The sequence below is a fragment of the Acidiphilium cryptum JF-5 genome, from assembly GCF_000016725.1.
GTDB classification, from domain to species: Bacteria; Pseudomonadota; Alphaproteobacteria; order Acetobacterales; family Acetobacteraceae; genus Acidiphilium; species Acidiphilium multivorum.
Window position 1 is genome coordinate 3,055,353 of the sequence record NC_009484.1, and the last position, 18,291, is coordinate 3,073,643.

An 18,291-nucleotide genomic window follows, 5' to 3' on the forward strand; every position below is an offset into this window, starting at 1 on the left:
GAGCGTAATGACAAGACTTGGGACAAAATCGCTGAAGCGGTCGCTGCTGGCGGCCAGTTTCGGCATTCTCGGGGCAGGGGCGCTTGTGCTGTCCGCGCAGGCGGCCACGTCGGGTAGCGCCAACGAGTCGCTGCTGCAGATGCAGAAGAACCCCAATGACTGGGTGATGCCGACCGGCACCTACAACAACTGGCGCTACAGCACGCTTGACCAGATCAACTCGAAGAACGTCAAAAACCTGCAGGTCGCCTGGACGATGTCGACCGGCACGGATCGCGGTCTCGAGGGCCAGCCGATCGTCATCGGCGACATGATGTATTACGAGACGTCGTATCCGAACTACGTATATGCAGTGAACCTGAACCATCCGGACCAGATCGCGTGGAAATATACGCCGCCACGTGATTCCAACGCGCCGCCGGTTGCCTGCTGCGACGTCGTGAATCGCGGCCCGGCCTATGGCGATGGCATGATCTTCGTCGATGCGCTGGACGCCCGGCTCTATGCGCTCAACGCGAAGACCGGCAAGGTCGTCTGGTCTGCCGACAATGGCCATCCGAAGGACGGCCAGACCATGACCGGCGCGCCGATGGTTGTCGGCAACAACGTGATCGTCGGTATCGCCGGCGGTGAATACGGTGTCCGCGGCTACATCACCGCCTACAACATCCACACCGGCAAGATGGTCTGGCGCGGCTACAGCGAGGGACCTTCCAAGGACACGCTGATCGATCCGGCGACGACGATCAACGGCGCGACCGGCAAGCCCGTCGGCCCGCATTCGAGCATCAAGACCTGGAAGGGTGACGAGTGGAAGGTCGGCGGCGGCACGACCTGGGGCTGGTATTCCTACGATCCGAAGCTCAACCTGATCTATTACGGGTCGGGCAACCCCGGCACCTGGAACCCGAGCCAGCGCCCGGGCAAGAACCGCTGGTCGATGACCATCTGGGCCCGCAACCCCGAGACCGGCAAGGTCAAGTGGGTCTACCAGATGACCCCGCATGACGGCTGGGACTATGACGGCGTGAACGAGATGGTTCTCGTCAACGTCAAGTATCACGGCAAGGAAGTCCCGGCGCTGGTGCATTTCGACCGCAACGGCTTCAGCTATGTCATGAACCGTGAGAACGGCAGCCCGATCGCGATCCACAAATACGATCCGTCGGTGAACTGGGCGACCGGCATCAACCCGAAGACCAACGAGCCGATCGTCGACCCGGCGAAGATGACCGAAGCGGGCAAGGACGTGAAGGACATCTGCCCGTCGTCGCAGGGTGACAAGGACGAACAGCCCGTCTCCTACGATCCGAAGACGGGCCTGTTCTACGCTCCGCTGAACCACCTGTGCATGAGCTACCAGGCGTTCAACGTGAAGTACAAGGCGGGCTTCCCGTTCGTCGGCGCCATCGTGAACATGATCCCGGGACCGGGTGGCTATCGCGGCCGGTTCATTGCCTACAACCCGATGACCGGCAAGACCGAGTGGCAGATTCACGACATGTTCCAGGATTGGGGCGGTGCGCTGACCACGGCGGGCAATGTCGCGTTCTACGGCACGTTGAAGGGGATGTTCCGCGCGGTCGACATCAAGACCGGCAAGATCCTCTACCAGTTCAAGACGCCGTCCGGCATCATCGGCAACCCGATCACCTACATGCATGACGGCAAGCAGTATGTCGCGGTGCTGAGCGGTGTGGGTGGCTGGGCCGCGATCGGCATGGCGGACAACCTGCACAAATCGTCGGCCGGCCTTGGTGCCGTGGGTCTGAACGCGACCCTGACCGACTATACGAACCTTGGCGGCACGCTGATGGTGTTCTCGCTGCCCTCGAAAGTGGCCAGCGCGAACTGAGTCGCGTCGTGACCATCCAGCCCGGGTTGCTCCCCTGCCCGGGCTGGAGCTTTTTTCTTCCAGTCCGCCTCCGGTGGACGCCCGGCGACTACAGGTACCGGCCCCCGCGGTCGGTCATGCTGACGGAGTGAAACCCATGAAATCGTCAATGACCCGCTGGATCATGTTCGCGGGCTGTGCCGCCTTCTTCGCCGCCGCGCCAAATGGCGTCGCAGCGGCCAGCACAACCGCTCAGCCCTCCAACAACAGCCACGTGCTGCGCGTGTGCGCCGATCCCAACTACCTGCCCTACTCGAACCGGGCGGGGCAGGGATTCGAGAACAAGATCGCCGAACTCATCGCCAAGGCGATGGGCCGGAAGCTCGAATACACCTGGGCCAGTTACCGGATGCATGGCGGCTTCTCGAACTTCCTCGCTCTCAATCTCGATGCGCACAAATGCGATGTCGTCATGAACCTGCCGACGGGCGACAACGAGGAAATGGCGACCAAGCCGTATTATCGCTCTTCGTATGTGTTCGTGACCCGCAAGGGCAAGCATTTGCATATCCGCTCGATGCGATCGGTTTCGATGCACGCGATCAAGATCGGCTTCGAGGCCGGCACGACGCCCGAGACGGCGATCAAGATGCTTGGGCTGATGGAGAATGCCGTCGCCTTCCATGTCGCGAGCAATCCGAACGCCTCGCCGCGGCAGCTTCTGCAGGCGGTTCAGGATGGCAAGGTCGGTGTCATGGTGACCTGGGAACCGGCGATCGGCGCCTTCATGAAGGATTTCCCCGGCCTGCAGATGCGCCGGGTGCCCTCGGAGGAATATGCGCCCGGTCTGCCGCAGGTGAATTACACGTATTCGATGTCAATGGGCGTGCGGAAAGGTGACAAGGCACTGCGTGCCGCGCTCGACAAGGTGATCGCGACCCACAAGAGCGAGATCGGCGCGACCCTTGCCAAGTTCAATGTGCGCCTGCTGCCCAACCCCAGGCACTTCAACTACTCGAACAACTAACAGTCCCAGTGACGAACCGTAGCACGAGAAAGAGTGAGGCATGACCAAGAGTTCGATTACTACCTTCATTGGCGCCACTGCGACCGGCGTTCTCGCGGCCGGGCTGCTCGGCGCCGTGGCTCTCGCCGCCAGCGGTTCCGGCTCGATGCCCAAGGGCGAGCAGATTGCCAAAGGCAGCGACTGCTTCTCCTGTCACGCCATAAACCAGAAGGTCGTCGGTCCGGCCTTCGATGCCGTTGCCAAGAAGTTCGCCGGCCAGTCCGGCGCTGAAGACACGCTGGTAAACGCGATCCGCAAGGGGCATGTCGGCACCTGGGGCAAGATCCCGATGCCGCCGCATCCGAAACTTTCGGATGCGCAGACCAAGGAAATCGTCTCCTGGATCCTGAGCCTCAAGAGCGCCAAGGCCGCCAGCGCACCGGCATCGAGCGGGAAGACCTACACCTATACGGTGAAGGGCAAGAAGGTGAAGGTCGATTTCCCGATCTTTCAGCCCGGCACCGACAAGGTCACCAAGGACGTCTTCCGCGGCTACGAGCTGTTCAATTCCTACTGCTTCCGCTGCCATGGCGAGGATGCCGTGGGCGGTTCCTACGCGCCCAACCTGCGCGCCTCGCTCAACAACGGCATGACCGAGGCCGGCTTCACCAATGTGGCGATGACGGGGCGCAAGGCGAAGGGCATGCCGAGCTGGGCCGGCTTCTTCACCCCGCACCAGATCCACGTGATCTACCAATACGTCAAGGCCCGCGCTGTCGGCGCTGTCGGCACCGGCACGCCGAAACAATGACGGGGCAGGGCGTCGCGCTGTTCCGCCACCAGACATAGTCACAAGGGAGTTCGAAACATGGCCATTGCACTGCACCCTTCCATCGACCACGGCGTAAAGCCGGGCTCGTCAACCTTCGCCGGCGGCACGCTGCGCTGCCACTGCCCGAGCCATCAGGTGGTGGTGCGCGTCGACTCGCAGACCGCCCATAACCACGCCTGCGGCTGCTCCAAATGCTGGAAGCCGGCGGGTGCGAAGTTCTCGATCGTCGCGGTGGTGCCGCGGGACAAGGTTCACGTCGTCGAGAATGGCAACAAGCTGCACATCGTCGATCACAACGCGGTCATCCAGCGCCATGCCTGCCGCGAATGCGGCGTGCACATGTTCGGCCGCATCGAGAACAAGGACCATCCTTTCTACGGGCTCGACTTCGTGCATACCGAGCTGTCGTCGGATCAGGGCTGGTCGGCGCCCGAATTCGCCGCCTTCGTCTCCTCGGTGATCGAGCAGGGCACGCCGCCCTCCGAGATGGGCGCCATCCGCGCCCGCTTGAAAGAACTCGGCCTTGAGCCGTATGACTGCCTTTCGCCGCCGCTGATGGATGCCATCGCGACCCATGTCGCGAAAGCCAACGGCAAGCTCGCGGCCTGACGCGTCAAGGAGGATAACAACGATGGATGTTCGCGCCGCGATTGCGTGGAAGGCCGGCGAAAAACTGGAGCTCGGCACGGTCAGGCTGGATGGGCCGAAGGCGGGCGAGGTGCTGGTGGAAGTCAAGGCCACCGGCATCTGCCACACGGATGAATACACGCTGTCGGGCGCGGACCCCGAAGGCCTCTTTCCGGCCATCCTCGGGCACGAGGGTGCTGGTATCGTGGTCGATGTCGGTCCCGGCGTGACCAGCGTGAAGAAGGGCGATCACGTGATTCCGCTCTACACGCCGGAATGCCGGCAGTGCAAATCCTGCCTCTCGCGCAAGACCAATCTCTGCACCGCGATCCGTGCGACCCAGGGCAAGGGCGTAATGCCGGACGGCACCTCGCGCTTCTCCTGCGACGGCGAGCCGGTGATGCACTACATGGGCTGCTCGACCTTCGCCAACTACACCGTGCTGCCGGAAATCGCGGTGGCGAAGGTGCGCGAGGACGCGCCCTTCGACAAGATCTGCTATATCGGCTGCGGGGTGACCACCGGCATCGGCGCGGTGATCAACACCGCCAAGGTGCAGCCGGGCGATAACGTGGTCGTCTTCGGTCTCGGCGGGATCGGCCTGAACGTGATTCAGGGGGCGCGCCTCGCCGGTGCGAACATGATCGTCGGCGTCGATCTCAACAACGGCCGCAAGCCGATGGCCGAGAAATTCGGCATGACGCATTTCGTCAACCCGGCCGAGATCGGCGAGGATCTCGTGCCCTACCTCGTCAACCTGACCGATGGCGGCGCCGATTACTCCTTCGAGTGCATCGGCAATGTGAAGGTGATGCGCCAGGCGCTGGAATGCTGCCATCGCGGCTGGGGCACCTCGATCATCATCGGGGTGGCCGGCGCGGGGCAGGAGATCTCGACCCGGCCGTTCCAGCTGGTGACCGGTCGCAACTGGCGCGGCACCGCCTTCGGCGGCGCGCGCGGCCGCACCGACGTGCCGAAGATCGTCGACTGGTACATGAACGGCAAGATCAACATCGACGACCTGATCACCCATGTGCTGCCCTTCGAGCAGATCAACGAAGGCTTCGAACTGATGCGCAAGGGCGAGAGTATCCGCAGCGTCGTCGTCTACTGATGTCGAGACGGCTCAGCCTGCTCGCCGTGTCCCTTCTCGGGGGCACGGCGTTCGCCACTCCGGCGTTCGGACAGAACGCGAAACCCCTGATCGTTCCCTCGCCGGGCGAGATCGCGATCCACAAGATCGTGGTCAGCGCGACCCGTACCCGGGAGGCGAGTTTCAACGTTCCGGTTTCGATATATAGTATCTCCGGTAGGCAGGTCAGTTTCGCCAACGCGGAAGAGAACCTCAGCGAGACGCTGAATCGCGTGCCCGGCATCGACGTGCAGAACCGGCAGGACTATGCGCAGGGATTGCGCATCACCTCGCGCGGCTTCGGCGCGCAGACACCGTTTGGCGTGCGGAATATCCGCATCCTCGTCGACGGAATGCCACTGACCGGTCCGGACGGAACGACCGACTCCGAGGTGATCGACCTTGGCGACATCAGCCGGATCGAGGTTCTGACCGGCCCGTTCTCCGTCCTGTACGGCAATGCCTCGGGTGGAGTGATCCAGGTCTTCAGCAAGAACGGCCCGACCCGCCCCACGGTCGGTGGCAGCGTGATTGCGACGTCCTATGGCGGATGGCGCGTCGGCGCGACCTATGGCGGCACCGCACGCTGGGGATCTGACGGTTCGTTCAACTACATGATGAACGCGTCGGATTTCTATACTGGCGGATACCGCCAGCATAGTGCCGCGCGGCGCCAGCAGTTTTATGGCAAATTCCGTGTGCAGGTCAGCCCGAATACCAGCTACACGCTGCTGATCGACGGCCTGAACGAACCGTATTCGGAAGACCCGGGCGGCCTGACTGCTGCGCAGTATCATGCCAATCCGCGCCAGGCCGGCACCGGTGCCGATGCGTTCGGGACCCGCAAGGTGCTGCGCCACCTGCAGTTCGGCCTCGTCTTCAAACACCGCTTCAACGCACAGAACAGCATCCGCGTGGTGGTTTACGAGGCGACCCACTCAGTGCTGCAATTCCTGCCCTTTACCGGCAGCTACGCGGCTTCCGGCGGCGGCGTGGTGGATCTTGCCCGAAAATCCGGTGGCATCGACGCGTCCTGGACCCACAGGGACGAGGTTGCCGGCGTTCCGGTCACACTCATCACCGGTGTGGATTTCGGCTACGAACAGCAGCACCGCAAGGGCTATGTCAACGAGTTCGGCTCAATCGGCGCATTGCGTCGCAACGAGCAGGATGTCGCCCGCAATGTCGCCGAATACGCGCAGGTGAACGCCCACGTTGCCAAGCGCACGACTTTGGTCGTCGGTCTTCGGCACAGCAACGATTATTACAGCGTGACCGACAATTACGTGACCAGCACGCTGACCAACGACTCGGGATCGGTCAGCTATGGAAACACGAGCTTCGTTGCTGGCGCCACCTATCACCTGACGCCGACCACCAATCTCTACGCCGACTATGGTGAGGGTTTCGAAACGCCGACGCTCGACCAGCTCGCTTACCTGCCCAACGGCCTCGCGGGGTTCAATTCCGCCCTGCGCCCCACGACCAGCCAGAACTTCGAGGCGGGGATCAAGAGCCTGATCGGTGCGGATACCTATCTCCAGCTCGCGGTGTTCCACATTCACACCAACAACGAGATCGAGGTGTCTTCCTCGAAGGACGGACGTACCGCTTATTCGAACCAGGGGCAGACGGCGCGCAACGGCGTCGACGTCAGCCTCGATACGTATCTGCCTCACCATGTCGAGCTCTACGGCTCCTATTCGCTGCTGAAGGCGCACTTCCTTGCCAACCAGTTCGCCGGCAGGTCATTGCCCGGCGTGCCGGATCAGCGGATCTACGGCGAACTGGACTGGCATGATCCGTCGACCGGATTCTATGCCCAGGCGAATGCTCAGTGGCAGAGCCGGATGTATGTCGACTCGCAGAACTCGGCCTACGCGGCGGGCTACTTCACCGCTGGCATCGCCGGGGGGTTCCGGCAGAACCTTGGGCCGATCCGGTTCAATGAATTCGCTCGCATCAACAATCTCTTCAACCGGACCTATGTGGGTGCGGTCGTGATCGCCGCGAGCAATGCCGCCTATTACGAGCCGGCGCCGGGGCGCAACTTCGTGATCGGGATGCGGGCACGTTACCGGTTCTGACCGCTCTCGCGGTCAGAACAGTTTCCCGGGGTTGAGCGTTGCGGCCGGATCGAGCGCTGCGCGGATCCTGTGCATGATCTCCCGCTCGGCCGCTGACCGCAGTTGCCCGAAGGCGTGGGTTTTGATTTGTCCGATGCCATGCTCGGCGGAAAAGCTGCCGCCGAGTTCCATGACGATGGCGTTCACATCCTCCATCAGGTCCTCGCCGCGCGCGGCGAAGGCTGCAGCGTCGCCATCCTCGGGCTGCAGGGCGTTCAGGTGGATGTTGCCATCGCCGATATGTCCGAATGCAACCATGCGGGCGCCGGGATGGCGGGCGCCGAGCATCGCTGCGGCGCGTGCAAGCAGGCTCGGTACTGCCGCGACCGGGACTGAAACATCGTTCTTCACCGAGGCGCCGGCCCGACGCTGCGACTCCGAAAGATGCTCGCGGATAGCCCAGAACGCCGCCCGCTGTGCCTCGGATTCGGCGATCGCTGCATCGGTGATCACACCGGCTTCAAGCGCGTCTGCCAGCACGGCTTCCATCGTCTCCCGCAGCGGATCGCGTCTGCGGGTCGTCGCCAGTTCGAGCAGCACATAGTGCGGTGAAGCCGTTTCGAGCGGGAGCCGGAAGTCCGGCATGTATGACTGGTTCACGGCCATGGCGGCGCCGGAGATGTATTCGAATGCGTAGAGCGCGGCTTCGTCTTCGTCGCGGAACCGGGCAAACAGGTCGAGCGCGGCCTCGACGCTGGGGATCGCGCAGAAACAGGTCTGCCGTTGGCGCGGTGCCCGCGCGAGGCGCAGCACGGCGGCGGTGACGATGCCGAGCGTTCCTTCGGCGCCGGCGAAAAGCTGGCGCAGCGCATAGCCGGTATTGTCCTTTCGCAACCGGCGCAGTCCGTTCCAGATCGTGCCGTCAGCCAGTACCACCTCCAGCCCCAGTACGAGATCGCGGGCGTTGCCGAAACGCAGGGTGTTGTTGCCGCCGGCGTTGGTCGAGATGACACCGCCGATCTGCGCGGACCCTTCCGAGCCGATCGAAAGCGGCAGCAGGGCACCTGCGTCGCGCGCCGCGTCCTGGGCCGCACGGAGCGTGACCCCGGCCTCCACTTCCATGGTGAGCCCCGCGGCATCGATGGCGCGCACGGCATTCATCCGCGAGAGCGAAAGCACGAGTTCCGCCCCGTCCCGCGACGGCACGGCGCCTGCGACCATCGACGTGTTGCCGCCCTGGGGCACGACAGGAACGCCGGCCGCCGCGCAAAGTCGCAGCGCGGCCGCAACACCCGCCGTGTCGCGCGGCCGCAGAACCGCGCGGGGCATGTTGCTGACGAGGCCGCGCCAGTCCGTGCCGAAGGGGGCGATGTCTTCAGGGGCGATGATGACCCCTCCGGGGCCAAGCGCGGCGGCGAGGTGGTCGAGCAGATTGATCATGAGCCGACTATATCGCCTGTGCCAGCCGAGCCAAGGCAGTCCATGCTGGTCATGTTGCTCCGTTTGGGAACATCGCGCCTGGGGCCACACACGAAAGCTTGATCCTTCTGGCGACTATGATAGCGTTATCAGGCAGCCACGGGCGTGCGATGGTGTCCTCGTACCCTTGAGGCAGCTTCACTTCGAACTGGGGAGACGTTCATGAGAACCGACCAAATGAAGTCACGCTCTGGCCTTGCCCGCCTCGCCGGCGGCGTTGCGGCCGCGGCCATGGCCGTTGGCATCGCGGGAATTGCCCATGCCGGTGCCGTCTCGAACACGACGCCGACGCCGAAGGATTACACCAGCACGGCGAGCAGCAACTCGACCTGGATTCTCGGTGCCAAGAATTACGACAACAACCGTTATGTCGATATCGGCCAGATCACGCCGGCCAACGTTGCGCAGCTGAAGCCGGTCTGGACGTTCCATATCTCGGACAATGGGCCGATCGAGGCCGCGCCGGTGGTCTGGAACGGCACCGCCTATATCACCTCCGCCCACGACCATGTTTACGCGATCGATGTGAAGACCGGAAAGCTGAAATGGCAGTTCTCCGACAATCCCCACGTCATTTCCTTCGCTGCCAATCGTGGTGTCACGCTGCTTGATGGCAAGGTTTATCTTGCGACGCTCGACGGCCACCTGATCGCGCTGAACGCGACCACCGGCAAGAAGGTGTTCGACAAGGTGGAAGTGTCCGACACCGCGAACTCGTTCTACACGATGCAGCCGCTGCCCTACACCAACCCGAAGACCGGCAAGACGGTGCTGCTGCTCGGCATCTCGAACGGCGACTGGGGTGGAATCGGCACGATCCAGGCGATCAACCCTGCCAATGGCGCGGTCGAATGGAAGTATGAAACCATTCCGGGCCCGGGCCAGAAGGGTAACAAGACCTGGAGCGGCGACTCCTGGAAGCGCGGCGGCGGCGCCGTGTGGACGATGATGGCGCTCGACCCGAAGACCGGCATCCTCTATGCCAATGCCGGCAACCCGCAGCCGGACTTCAACGGCCCGGCGCGCAAGGGTTCCAACCTCTATTCCGACAGCCTGCTCGCCATCAACATCTCCGGCGCGAAGCCGAAGATGGTCTGGGCCCACCAGTTCATCCCGCATGACACGCATGACTGGGATCCGGTGATGCCGCCGATCCTGTTCACCGGGAAGGTGGACGGCAAGGAGATGCCGCTCGTGGCCGACGGCGACAAGGCCGGCAATTTCTGGCTGCTGAACTCGCAGACCGGCAAGCTGGTGAACCACCTCGCCGTCAGCATGCAGTACAACCAGAACACGGAGCCAAGCCTGAAGGGCAACGTGGCCTGCCCGAACACCAATGGCGGCGTCGAATACAACGGCGGCAGCTACGACCCGAAGACCAACATGATCTACCTGCCAAGCTCGAACGAGTGCGGCTTCTGGCGGGCGACGAAGAACGTGGTCTACATCGCCGGGCAGTTCTATCTCGGCGGCGCGTTCCCGAAATTCGTCGGGCCGAACACCGGGCAGTTCAACGCGATCGACGTGAATACCGGCGTCTTCGCGTGGCGTAACCCCTCGAAACTGCCGATGGCGGGCGGCGCTCTCTCGACCTCGACCGGCCTCGTCTTCACCGGCCTCGAGAACGGCGATTTCGATGCCTATGACGCGACGTCCGGCAAGAAGCTGTGGAGCTACGATACCGGCTCCCCGATCATCGCGCCGCCGGTCGCCTTCACCCAGGGCAAGACCGAATACGTCGCGGTTGCATCCGGTCAGGCGGGCAACCAGGAACTGCCCAACATGCCGAAGACCAACAAGGGAACCATGCTGACTATGTTCGCGCTGTCGAAGTGATGGCGAAAGGCGGTCTTCTGCGTTTTCTGGCTGCGGGGGCGGTTCTTGCCGCCCTCGCGGTGCCTTCCGGCCTCGCTGCGACACCCGCCTCGGACCATGCACGGGCCGAGGCGGCGCTGTCGAATATCCGAGCCGCGGTCGCGGCAATCATGGATGCCGAGAACGACGCCACCAACGGTCCCGCCCGCTATGTCCAGGCGGCGCACCGGGCGATCAATCTTCTGGTCGGCCGCGGGGATAGCGCCTTCGATCCCGCCGCCGGCGATCCCGTCGGGGCGATCGGCGAGGTCAATCACCTGCTCGATCGTCGGGCGACGCCGCCCTTCGTGCCGGCGCTACACGGGGTTCTTGTGAACCTCCAGTCTGCGGTGGCGAATCTCGGCGACGCGGCCAAGGCGCATGGCCTTGGCGCGTATCAGAACGATGTCTCTCAGGCGCTCCAGACCATGGAAATCGCCGAGGGGCGTTCTGGAACGTTCGACGTGTTCGGCGGCATGCGCGGGGCCATCGCCAATACCGAACTCGGTGTGCCGGCTGGTGCGCCGACAGAGAATGGCTGTGCCGCTCCGCATGTGGCAGGCTACGGGCTGTGGCATGGCTGGCTGGTATGGCATGCCGTCAAGCTCGACGGTGGCCCGATCGCCACCGCCGGCAGTTCGATCGTGAAGAAGGAAGGTTCGATGCTCGTGCTATACACTCCGGCCGCCGCGATGGTGCATCATCTCTGTGCCGCCGATGTGAAACATCATGCCGCTACCCATGCGTCGGTGCAGCATGCCTCGGTCCAGGTGACCAAAGCGCCGGCGGCCCGGCTCATCAGGGTCGCGGACACGGGCGGCGACGGCGCCGTCTCCTACACGATGGCGCAAGCTACGGCAGGCAAGACGGTGTATTCGACGCATTGCGCGAGCTGCCACGGCGCCAATCTGCAGGGCGTTGCCGCACCGGCCATCGCCGGCAAGGAATTCCTCACGACGGCGCACACCAACGGCTACTCGGTCTCGATCCTCAATACGATCGTGACCCAGAACATGCCGTTCAACGATCCGGGCTCACTCAAACCCGGCGAATATGCCGACGTGATGGCCTATCTGTTGGCATCAAACTGCTTCCCGGCTGGAAAGACGGCTTTCCCAACCAATCCGGGCAGCCATTTCGGGACAGTGAAGCTTTCTATTCCGGCGCATCCGGCCGGCACGCCCGACAAGAATGGCGTTTGTCCGGTAAAATAATCGCGACACAGTTCGTGCCGCTCTCGGGTCGGCCCGGCCGGACACCACTATCCGGCCGGGCCTTCTTTATCGTGCGGCGCTGTCAGACGATGCCGGCGCGCCGCGTGTAGTCGCCGAACCCTTCGCCCGGCTGGCGGTCCTTCGCATAGGCGGCGATGACCGGCGCGAGGGAGGCGAGGATTTCCGCCTCGCCGACATTCTCGCGGTAGACCGTGTTGAGCCGCGAGCCGTCGGCAGCGCCGCCGAGCATCAGGTTGTATTTGCCGGGGTTGCGGCCGACCAGGCCAATCTCCGCGATGTAGGGCCGGGCGCAGCCATTGGGGCAGCCGGTCATGCGGATGGTGATCTTTTGCTCCGCAAGGCCGTGATCCGCGAGAATCCCGTCGATCTTCGCGACCAGCGTCGGCAGGTAGCGCTCGCTCTCGGCCAGAGCGAGGCCGCAGGTGGGCAGGGCGACGCAGGCCATCGCCCCTTCGGCGAGGCGCGACACGTCCTGACCGACCGCATGTTCCGCCAGGATCGCGTCGATCGCGGCGCGCTCGGCATCGTTCGCGCGAGCGATGATGATGTTCTGGTTGGTGGTCATCACGATCGCGCCGGTATCGATGAAGCCGGGCAGGGCGGCGATGGCGGCGAGGGCGGATTTCAGCCGCGCATCGTCGCGGTCGGCGATGCGGCCGTTGACGATGTGCAGGGTGAGGTGGTGGTGGCCCTCGGCGTCGGTGGTCCAGCCGAGCTGGTCGTGATTGCCGGCGAAGGCGAAGGGGCGGGCGGGTTCCAGCGGGGCGCTCATCCGGCGGTTGACCTCGGCGCGGAACCAGTCGAGCCCGTGCGTGTCGATCGTGTATTTCAGCCGGGCGTGCTTGCGGTTGGTGCGGTCGCCGAAATCGCGCTGGGTGGTCAGCACCGCCTCGGCGGACTCGACCAGCAGATGCGCCGGGCAATAGCCGATCACGTCGCCCACCCGCGGATAGGTCTCCGGCTCGCCATGCGTCGCCCCCATGCCGCCGCCGACCACGACGTTATACCCGGCGATCACCCCGTTCTCGACGATGGCGATGTAGGAGAGATCGTGGGCGAAGACGTCGACATCGTTCGAGGGTGGCACGGCGATGGCGATCTTGAACTTGCGCGGCAGGTAGGTCGCGCCGTAGATCGGCTCAGCCTCGGGCTCGCCGCCGAGCACCCGCTCGTCGCCGATGAACACCTCGCGCCAGGCGCCGGTGCGCGGCAGGAAATGCGCCGAGAGCACCCGCGCCGCTTCCGCCGCCTCGGCATGGGCGCGGGAGAGATAGGGGTTGGCGGTGGAGATCACGTTGCGGTTCACATCGCCGCAGGCCGCGATCGTGTCGAGCAGGGCGGCGTCGATCGCCCGCAGCGCGGCGCGCACGTTCGACTTGATGATGCCGTGGAACTGCACCGTCTGCCGCGTGGTCACGCGGATGGTGCCGTTGGCCCGCTCGTCGGCGATGCGGTCGAGTGCGAGATACTGGCGCGGCGTCAGCACGCCGGCGGGAATCCGCAGCCGGGCCATGAACATGTAGGCGCGGTCGAGCTTGCGCTTCGCCCGCTCGGGGCGCAGGTCGCGGTCGTCCTGGACATACATGCCGTGGAACTTGACGAGCTGGCCGCCATCCTCGGTGAGGCCGCCGAGCGCCTGCTGGCCGAATTCCTCGATCAGCGTGCCGCGGAGAAAGTCGCTCCGCGCCTTGATGTCCTCGTTGCGGGAGAGTTGAATGACGTCACGATCCGCCATGGTGCAATCTTTCGGTTAGCGTTGTCGGGTCAGGCGGCCTGGCCGGCGCGGTCGAGGAAGATGCCGCATTCGGTCTTGCTGGTGCCGCTCCAGCGGCCGGCGCGCGGCGGCTCGCCGGGGCGCACGCGGCGGGTGCAGGTGGCACAGCCGATCGAGGGGAAGCCCTCCGCCTCCAGCGGGTGGCGCGGCAGGCGCCGGGCGGCGAAATAGGCGTCGATATCGGCGCGCTCCCAGTCATGCAGCGGGTTGACGATGGTCCGCCCGTCCGGCCCGGTCTCGATCGGCAGGATGCGCGCCCGCTGGTCGGACTGGGTGCGCTTGCGGCCGGAAATCCACGCCTCGAACCCGTCGAGGGCGGCATCCAGCGGCATGGTCTTGCGGATGGTGCAGCAGAGATCGGGGTCGCGCCCGAACAGCGCGCCATCCGGATCGAGCGCGGCGAGATGCGCGGGGTCCGGCCGGATGGTGCGGACATCGTGCAGCCGCAGCCGGGCGACCAGCGCGTTGCGATAGGCGATCGTGTCGGGAAACAGCTTGCCGGTTTCAAGGAAGATCACCGGCAGGGCGCGGTCGATCCTTGCCGCCATGTCGAGCAGCACGGCCGATTCGGTGCCGAAGGAGGAGACCAGCGCGATCCTGCCGTGATGGGCGTGCAGTGCGGCGCGCAGCATGTCCAGCGTCGCACGCGCGCGGTCGGAGACGGGTTCGCTCATCAGTAGACGTCCTTCTTGTAGCGGCCGGCGGCGATCAGCGCATCGAGTGCTGCCTGGCCCTTCGCGGCGTCATCGCCGCCGAGGATGTGCGCGAGTGTGGCGTCGACATCGCGGGCCATCGCCTTGGCGTCGCCGCAGAGATAGAGCGTCGCGCCCTCGGCGAGCTGGGCTTGCAGCGCCGCGCGCCGCTCCCACAGCACGTGCTGCACGTAGCGCTTCTCGGGCTGGTCGCGCGAGAAGGCGAGGTCGATCTCGTTCAGCACGCCGCTCTTCAGCCAGTCCTGGATTTCGAGCTGGTAGAGGAAGTCGTGGGTGAAGCGGCGATGGCCGAAGATCAGCCAGGTCCGGCCGGACGCGCCGGTCGCCTCGCGCTCCTGCAGGAAGGCGCGGTAGGGGGCGATGCCGGTGCCGGCGCCGATCATCACGATCGGCGCGGAAGAATCTTCGGGCAGGCGGAAATGCGGGTTCGCCTTGATGTGGATGGGCAGCGTGTCGCCCTCGCGCAGCCGCTCGGCGACCATGCCGGAGGCGACGCCGAGCCGCGTCCGGCCGGCACTTTCATAGGCGACCTTGGCGATGGCGAGATGCGCCGCATCGCCCACGAGCTTCTGCGAGGAGGCGATGGAGTAGTAGCGCGGCGGCAGCTTGCGCAGCAGGCCGGCGAGCTGGCCGGCATCGAGACGGTGCGGAAACGCCTCGAACAGGTCGAGCGGCTGGCGCCCGGCGATGAAGGCGGTGCGCGCCGCCTCGTCGGCGGCGAGGGCGGCGAGCTTCGCCTCGCCGGTCAGCGCGGCATAATCGGCAATCAGCTTCGGGGTCAGGGTGGTGATGTCGCGCTCGCGGATCAGCGCCTCGCGCGCCGCGGCGTCGCCGGCAAGGCCGGTCGCGCCGAGGATCGCATCGGCGAGCGAAGGCGCGTTGGTCGGCGCGATGCCCAGCGTGTCGCCCGGCTCGTAGCTCAGGCCGGAGCCGGTGAGGTCGAGTTCGAGATGCAGCGTCTCGCTCTCCGAGCGCGACGAGGTGATCGGGTGCAGCGCCGCAACCTCCGCCTCGAACGGGTTGGCCTTGCTGATCTCCACCCCTTCGGCGCGGTGGAAATCGACATGGATGACCGAGCCGGCATCGGCCTGCGGGGCGAGCGCGGTGAACAGGCTGTCGATGAACGTCGCGGCCGGGGCCTCGTAGTCGAGATCGCAATCGAGCCGGGGGGCGATGCGGCGGGCGCCGAGCGCCTCAAGCCGCGCGTCGATCTGCCGGCCGGTCTCGCAGAACTGCGCGTAGGAGGAATCGCCGAGGGCGAGCACGGCGAAGGTGACGCCCTTCAGCGCCGGCGCGTCCTCGGCCAGCAGGGCGCGCATGAACGGGGCGGCGCGCTGCGGCGCCTCGCCCTCGCCCCAGGTCGAGGCGATGACCAGCAGGTTCTCGGCCTCGGCCAGCGCGGCGGGGGCGATGTCCGCCATGTCCAGCACCCGGGGGGCGAAGCCGCGCTTCTGCGCGTCCTTCTTCGCGGCATTGGCCAGCGCCTCGGCATTGCCGGATTCGGTGGCGAACAGGATGGTGAGTTTGGTCTTCGCCGCCGGCGGTGCGGCGGGGGCGGCGGCGTCGCCCTTCGCGGCGTCGATCCCGGCGAGGAAGCCGGCGAGCCAGGCGCGCTGCGTGCTGGAGGCGCGGCCGATCACCTTGTCGAGAACGGCGATGTCCTCGGGGGCGAAGGGGGCGGAATGGGGCAGGGCGGCGATGCGGGTCATGATGTCAACCTTGTGCGGAGCGGATCGAGGGTTCGGCTTCCGGGCGGTGCGGCGCGATCATCGCACCGATTCCGGCGACGGGACCGACGATCACCAGTGTGGCGGCCGGCGGCAGGGTGGCGGCGATGGCGGCGGCGGCGCCGATCGTGGTGTGGACGACGCGCTCGCGCGGCGTCGTCGCGTCGAGCAGGAAGGCGAGCGGGTCGGTCGGGCTGCGGCCGCCGGCGATCAGGGCGGCGGCGATCCGGCCGATATTCTGCCGCGCCATGTAGAGCACCAGCGTATCGGCGGCGCGGCCGAGTGCCGCGAAATCCACCTCGCCGCCGGCCGGCCCCGCCTCGCCGGTGGCGAAGACCACGCTGCGGGCGACACCGCGATGGGTGATCGGCATATGCGCCGCACTCGCGGCGCCGATGCCGGCGGAAATGCCGGGGATGACGCGGAAGGGGATGCTCGCCGCGGCGAGGGCGAGGCACTCCTCGCCGCCGCGGCCGAACACGAACGGATCGCCCCCCTTCAGGCGCAGCACCCGCAGGTCCTGCCGGGCGAGGGCGATCAGGTCCTCGTTGATCGAGAGCTGCGGCGTGTGGATGCCGCCGGCCCGCTTGCCCGCCGGCACCAGCCGCGTCGCCGCCGGGGCGAGGGCGAGGATTTCCGCCGGCACCAGCGCGTCGTGCAGGATCACGTCGGCGGTCTCGATCGCGTGCAGCGCCGCCAGCGTCAGCAGCGCGGGGTCGCCGGGGCCGGCGCCCGCCAGCCAGACGCTGCCGGGGGCGAATGCGGGATGTCGGATCATGCGAGCCAGCCTTCTTCCTCGACGAGAGTGGCGATCCGCCGTGCGGCCTCGGGCATTTTCACGCCCTCCTGCTGCCAGGCGCGGCGCAGCGCGCGGACATGTGCGACGCGTTCGGCCCATTCCGGGCCGAACCGGGTTTCGAGATCGCGCCGCAGCACGCCGGCAAGCCCGGGGGCGGCGCCGGCGGTGGAAATCGTGAGCAGCAGGTCGCCGCGGCGGATTTCGGCGACCGAGTGGAAATCGCAGAAGGGCGGCACGTCCTCGACATTGACGAGCACGCGCGCCGCCCGCGCCCGCGTCGCCAGCGCTTCCGCCGCCTCGGCCGGGAGATCGACGATCCAGAGCACGTGCAGCGCCGCCAGCGCCGCGTCGTCCGGCAGGGCGAGGCGCAGGTTCGCACCCGCCGCCTCGACAGCCTCGGCGCTGGGATCGTCGGAGAACAGCAGCGCGCCCTCGGCCCCGGCCGCCCGCAGCGCGCGATAGCGGCGCAGCGCCAGCGTGCCGTTGCCGGCGACGGCGAGCGAGGTCAGACGAGGGTCGAGCGCGATCGGGATCATGGTGTCTCCTGCACGCCCGGAGTATAGGAACGCGGCCGGAGCAGGAAAACAAATTTCTCCTAAAACAGCGTTTTCGGCCTAAAATAAGTTTGATTTTCTGAATTATTCGGGTCATATGAAAAACGAGTCTAAATTTGAAGGATAATTTGGAATGGCTGACAAAGCCCGGACCAGCCAGGCGGCCGCTGCCGTCGCGCCGGCCGCCGCCATCACGCTCGACAATATCGACCGCGCGATCCTCCGCCTGCTCGCGCGCGACGCCACCGTGCCGCTCGCCATCATGGCGAAGGAGGTCGGGCTTTCGGCCACGCCCTGCTGGAAGCGGATCAAGCGGATGGAGGAGGCGGGCGTGATTCAGGGGCGGGTGGTCGCACTCTCGCCCGAGCGGCTGGGCTATCCGGTTTCGGTCTTCGTCTCGATCGAGACGGCGGATCACTCGGATGGCTGGATCGCCCGCTTCGCCGAGGTCGTCGCGACCATGCCCGAGATCGTCGGCGCCTGGCGGATGAGCGGGGATGTCGACTACCTGCTGCACGTCATGGCGCCGGACATCCCGTCCTACGACGCGTTCTACCGCCGGCTGATCGCCGCCGTGCCGCTGCGCAATGTCAGCTCGCGCTTCGCGATGGAGCGGATGAAATCCGGCCCGCCGCCGATCTGACCGGCGGGCGCGGGGC

Annotated in this window: 15 protein-coding genes; 9 read left to right on the forward strand and 6 right to left on the reverse strand. The window is 65.8% G+C overall.

Translation table 11 applies throughout. The annotated features are described in order from the left end of the window. Positions 1-7 precede the first annotated feature (7 nt). From ACRY_RS16455 to ACRY_RS16480, 6 genes are all read left to right on the forward strand, one after another. Positions 8-1,855, forward strand: a complete 1,848-nt coding sequence (locus ACRY_RS16455) for a methanol/ethanol family PQQ-dependent dehydrogenase (protein ID WP_007424019.1) — start codon at positions 8-10, stop codon at positions 1,853-1,855. Between the two features lie 148 nt (positions 1,856-2,003). Further along, positions 2,004-2,861, forward strand: a complete 858-nt coding sequence (locus tag ACRY_RS16460) for a quinoprotein dehydrogenase-associated putative ABC transporter substrate-binding protein (protein ID WP_231295294.1) — start codon at positions 2,004-2,006, stop codon at positions 2,859-2,861. A 40-nt stretch (positions 2,862-2,901) separates the two neighbouring features. Beyond that, on the forward strand, positions 2,902-3,651 hold the full coding sequence (locus ACRY_RS16465; protein WP_007424022.1) for a c-type cytochrome: 750 nt from the start codon (positions 2,902-2,904) through the stop codon (positions 3,649-3,651). A 57-nt stretch (positions 3,652-3,708) separates the two neighbouring features. Further along, a complete protein-coding gene (gene gfa / locus ACRY_RS16470) occupies positions 3,709-4,281 on the forward strand; it encodes an S-(hydroxymethyl)glutathione synthase (RefSeq protein WP_012040316.1) in 573 nt (190 codons plus the stop codon). A gap of 22 nt (positions 4,282-4,303) precedes the next feature. Next, positions 4,304-5,413 (forward strand): S-(hydroxymethyl)glutathione dehydrogenase/class III alcohol dehydrogenase, encoded by a 1,110-nt coding sequence (locus tag ACRY_RS16475; RefSeq protein WP_007424024.1) that lies wholly within the window; start codon positions 4,304-4,306, stop codon positions 5,411-5,413. Beyond that, positions 5,413-7,518 carry a TonB-dependent receptor family protein gene (locus ACRY_RS16480; RefSeq protein WP_012040318.1) on the forward strand — a complete coding sequence of 702 codons (2,106 nt, stop codon included), beginning with the start codon at positions 5,413-5,415 and terminating at the stop codon, positions 7,516-7,518. Before ACRY_RS16475 ends, ACRY_RS16480 begins: the two co-directional genes overlap by 1 nt. A 12-nt stretch (positions 7,519-7,530) precedes the next feature. Here the strand turns inward: ACRY_RS16480 and ACRY_RS16485 are convergent, their stop codons facing one another. Beyond that, positions 7,531-8,937, reverse strand: a complete 1,407-nt coding sequence (locus tag ACRY_RS16485) for an FAD-binding oxidoreductase (RefSeq protein WP_043509251.1) — start codon at positions 8,935-8,937, stop codon at positions 7,531-7,533. 216 nt (positions 8,938-9,153) lie between these two features. On the opposite strand from ACRY_RS16485, the gene ACRY_RS16490 reads away from it, so the two are divergent. Then, a complete protein-coding gene (locus tag ACRY_RS16490; RefSeq protein WP_043509252.1) occupies positions 9,154-10,812 on the forward strand; it encodes a pyrroloquinoline quinone-dependent dehydrogenase in 1,659 nt (552 codons plus the stop codon). Between the two features lie 149 nt (positions 10,813-10,961). Beyond that, positions 10,962-12,044, forward strand: coding sequence for a c-type cytochrome (locus ACRY_RS16495; RefSeq protein WP_231295295.1), 1,083 nt, complete (start codon positions 10,962-10,964; stop codon positions 12,042-12,044). Positions 12,045-12,126: 82 nt separating this feature from the next. On the opposite strand, the gene ACRY_RS16500 is transcribed toward ACRY_RS16495, so the two are convergent. Genes ACRY_RS16500 through ACRY_RS16520 form a run of 5 tightly spaced genes read right to left on the reverse strand, consistent with a single transcriptional unit; the run spans position 12,127 to position 17,614 of the window. After that, on the reverse strand, positions 12,127-13,800 hold the full coding sequence (locus ACRY_RS16500) for an NADPH-dependent assimilatory sulfite reductase hemoprotein subunit (protein ID WP_012040322.1): 1,674 nt from the start codon (positions 13,798-13,800) through the stop codon (positions 12,127-12,129). Positions 13,801-13,829: 29 nt separating this feature from the next. Further along, positions 13,830-14,513 carry a phosphoadenylyl-sulfate reductase gene (locus tag ACRY_RS16505; protein ID WP_012040323.1) on the reverse strand — a complete coding sequence of 228 codons (684 nt, stop codon included), beginning with the start codon at positions 14,511-14,513 and terminating at the stop codon, positions 13,830-13,832. After that, positions 14,513-16,261 carry a diflavin oxidoreductase gene (locus ACRY_RS16510; RefSeq protein ID WP_012040324.1) on the reverse strand — a complete coding sequence of 583 codons (1,749 nt, stop codon included), beginning with the start codon at positions 16,259-16,261 and terminating at the stop codon, positions 14,513-14,515. The genes ACRY_RS16505 and ACRY_RS16510 overlap by 1 nt, the downstream gene beginning before the upstream one ends. A 4-nt stretch (positions 16,262-16,265) precedes the next feature. After that, entirely contained in the window at positions 16,266-17,057 is a 792-nt protein-coding gene (cobA, locus tag ACRY_RS16515; protein WP_012040325.1) for a uroporphyrinogen-III C-methyltransferase, read from the reverse strand. After that, positions 17,054-17,614: a precorrin-2 dehydrogenase/sirohydrochlorin ferrochelatase family protein gene (locus ACRY_RS16520; protein ID WP_012040326.1), complete on the reverse strand. Its 561-nt coding sequence runs from the start codon at positions 17,612-17,614 to the stop codon at positions 17,054-17,056. The genes cobA and ACRY_RS16520 overlap by 4 nt, the downstream gene beginning before the upstream one ends. Positions 17,615-17,765: 151 nt before the next feature. Between ACRY_RS16520 and ACRY_RS16525 the strand changes: the two genes are divergently transcribed. Next, positions 17,766-18,275: an Lrp/AsnC family transcriptional regulator gene (locus ACRY_RS16525; RefSeq protein WP_012040327.1), complete on the forward strand. Its 510-nt coding sequence runs from the start codon at positions 17,766-17,768 to the stop codon at positions 18,273-18,275. Positions 18,276-18,291: the final 16 nt, after the last annotated feature.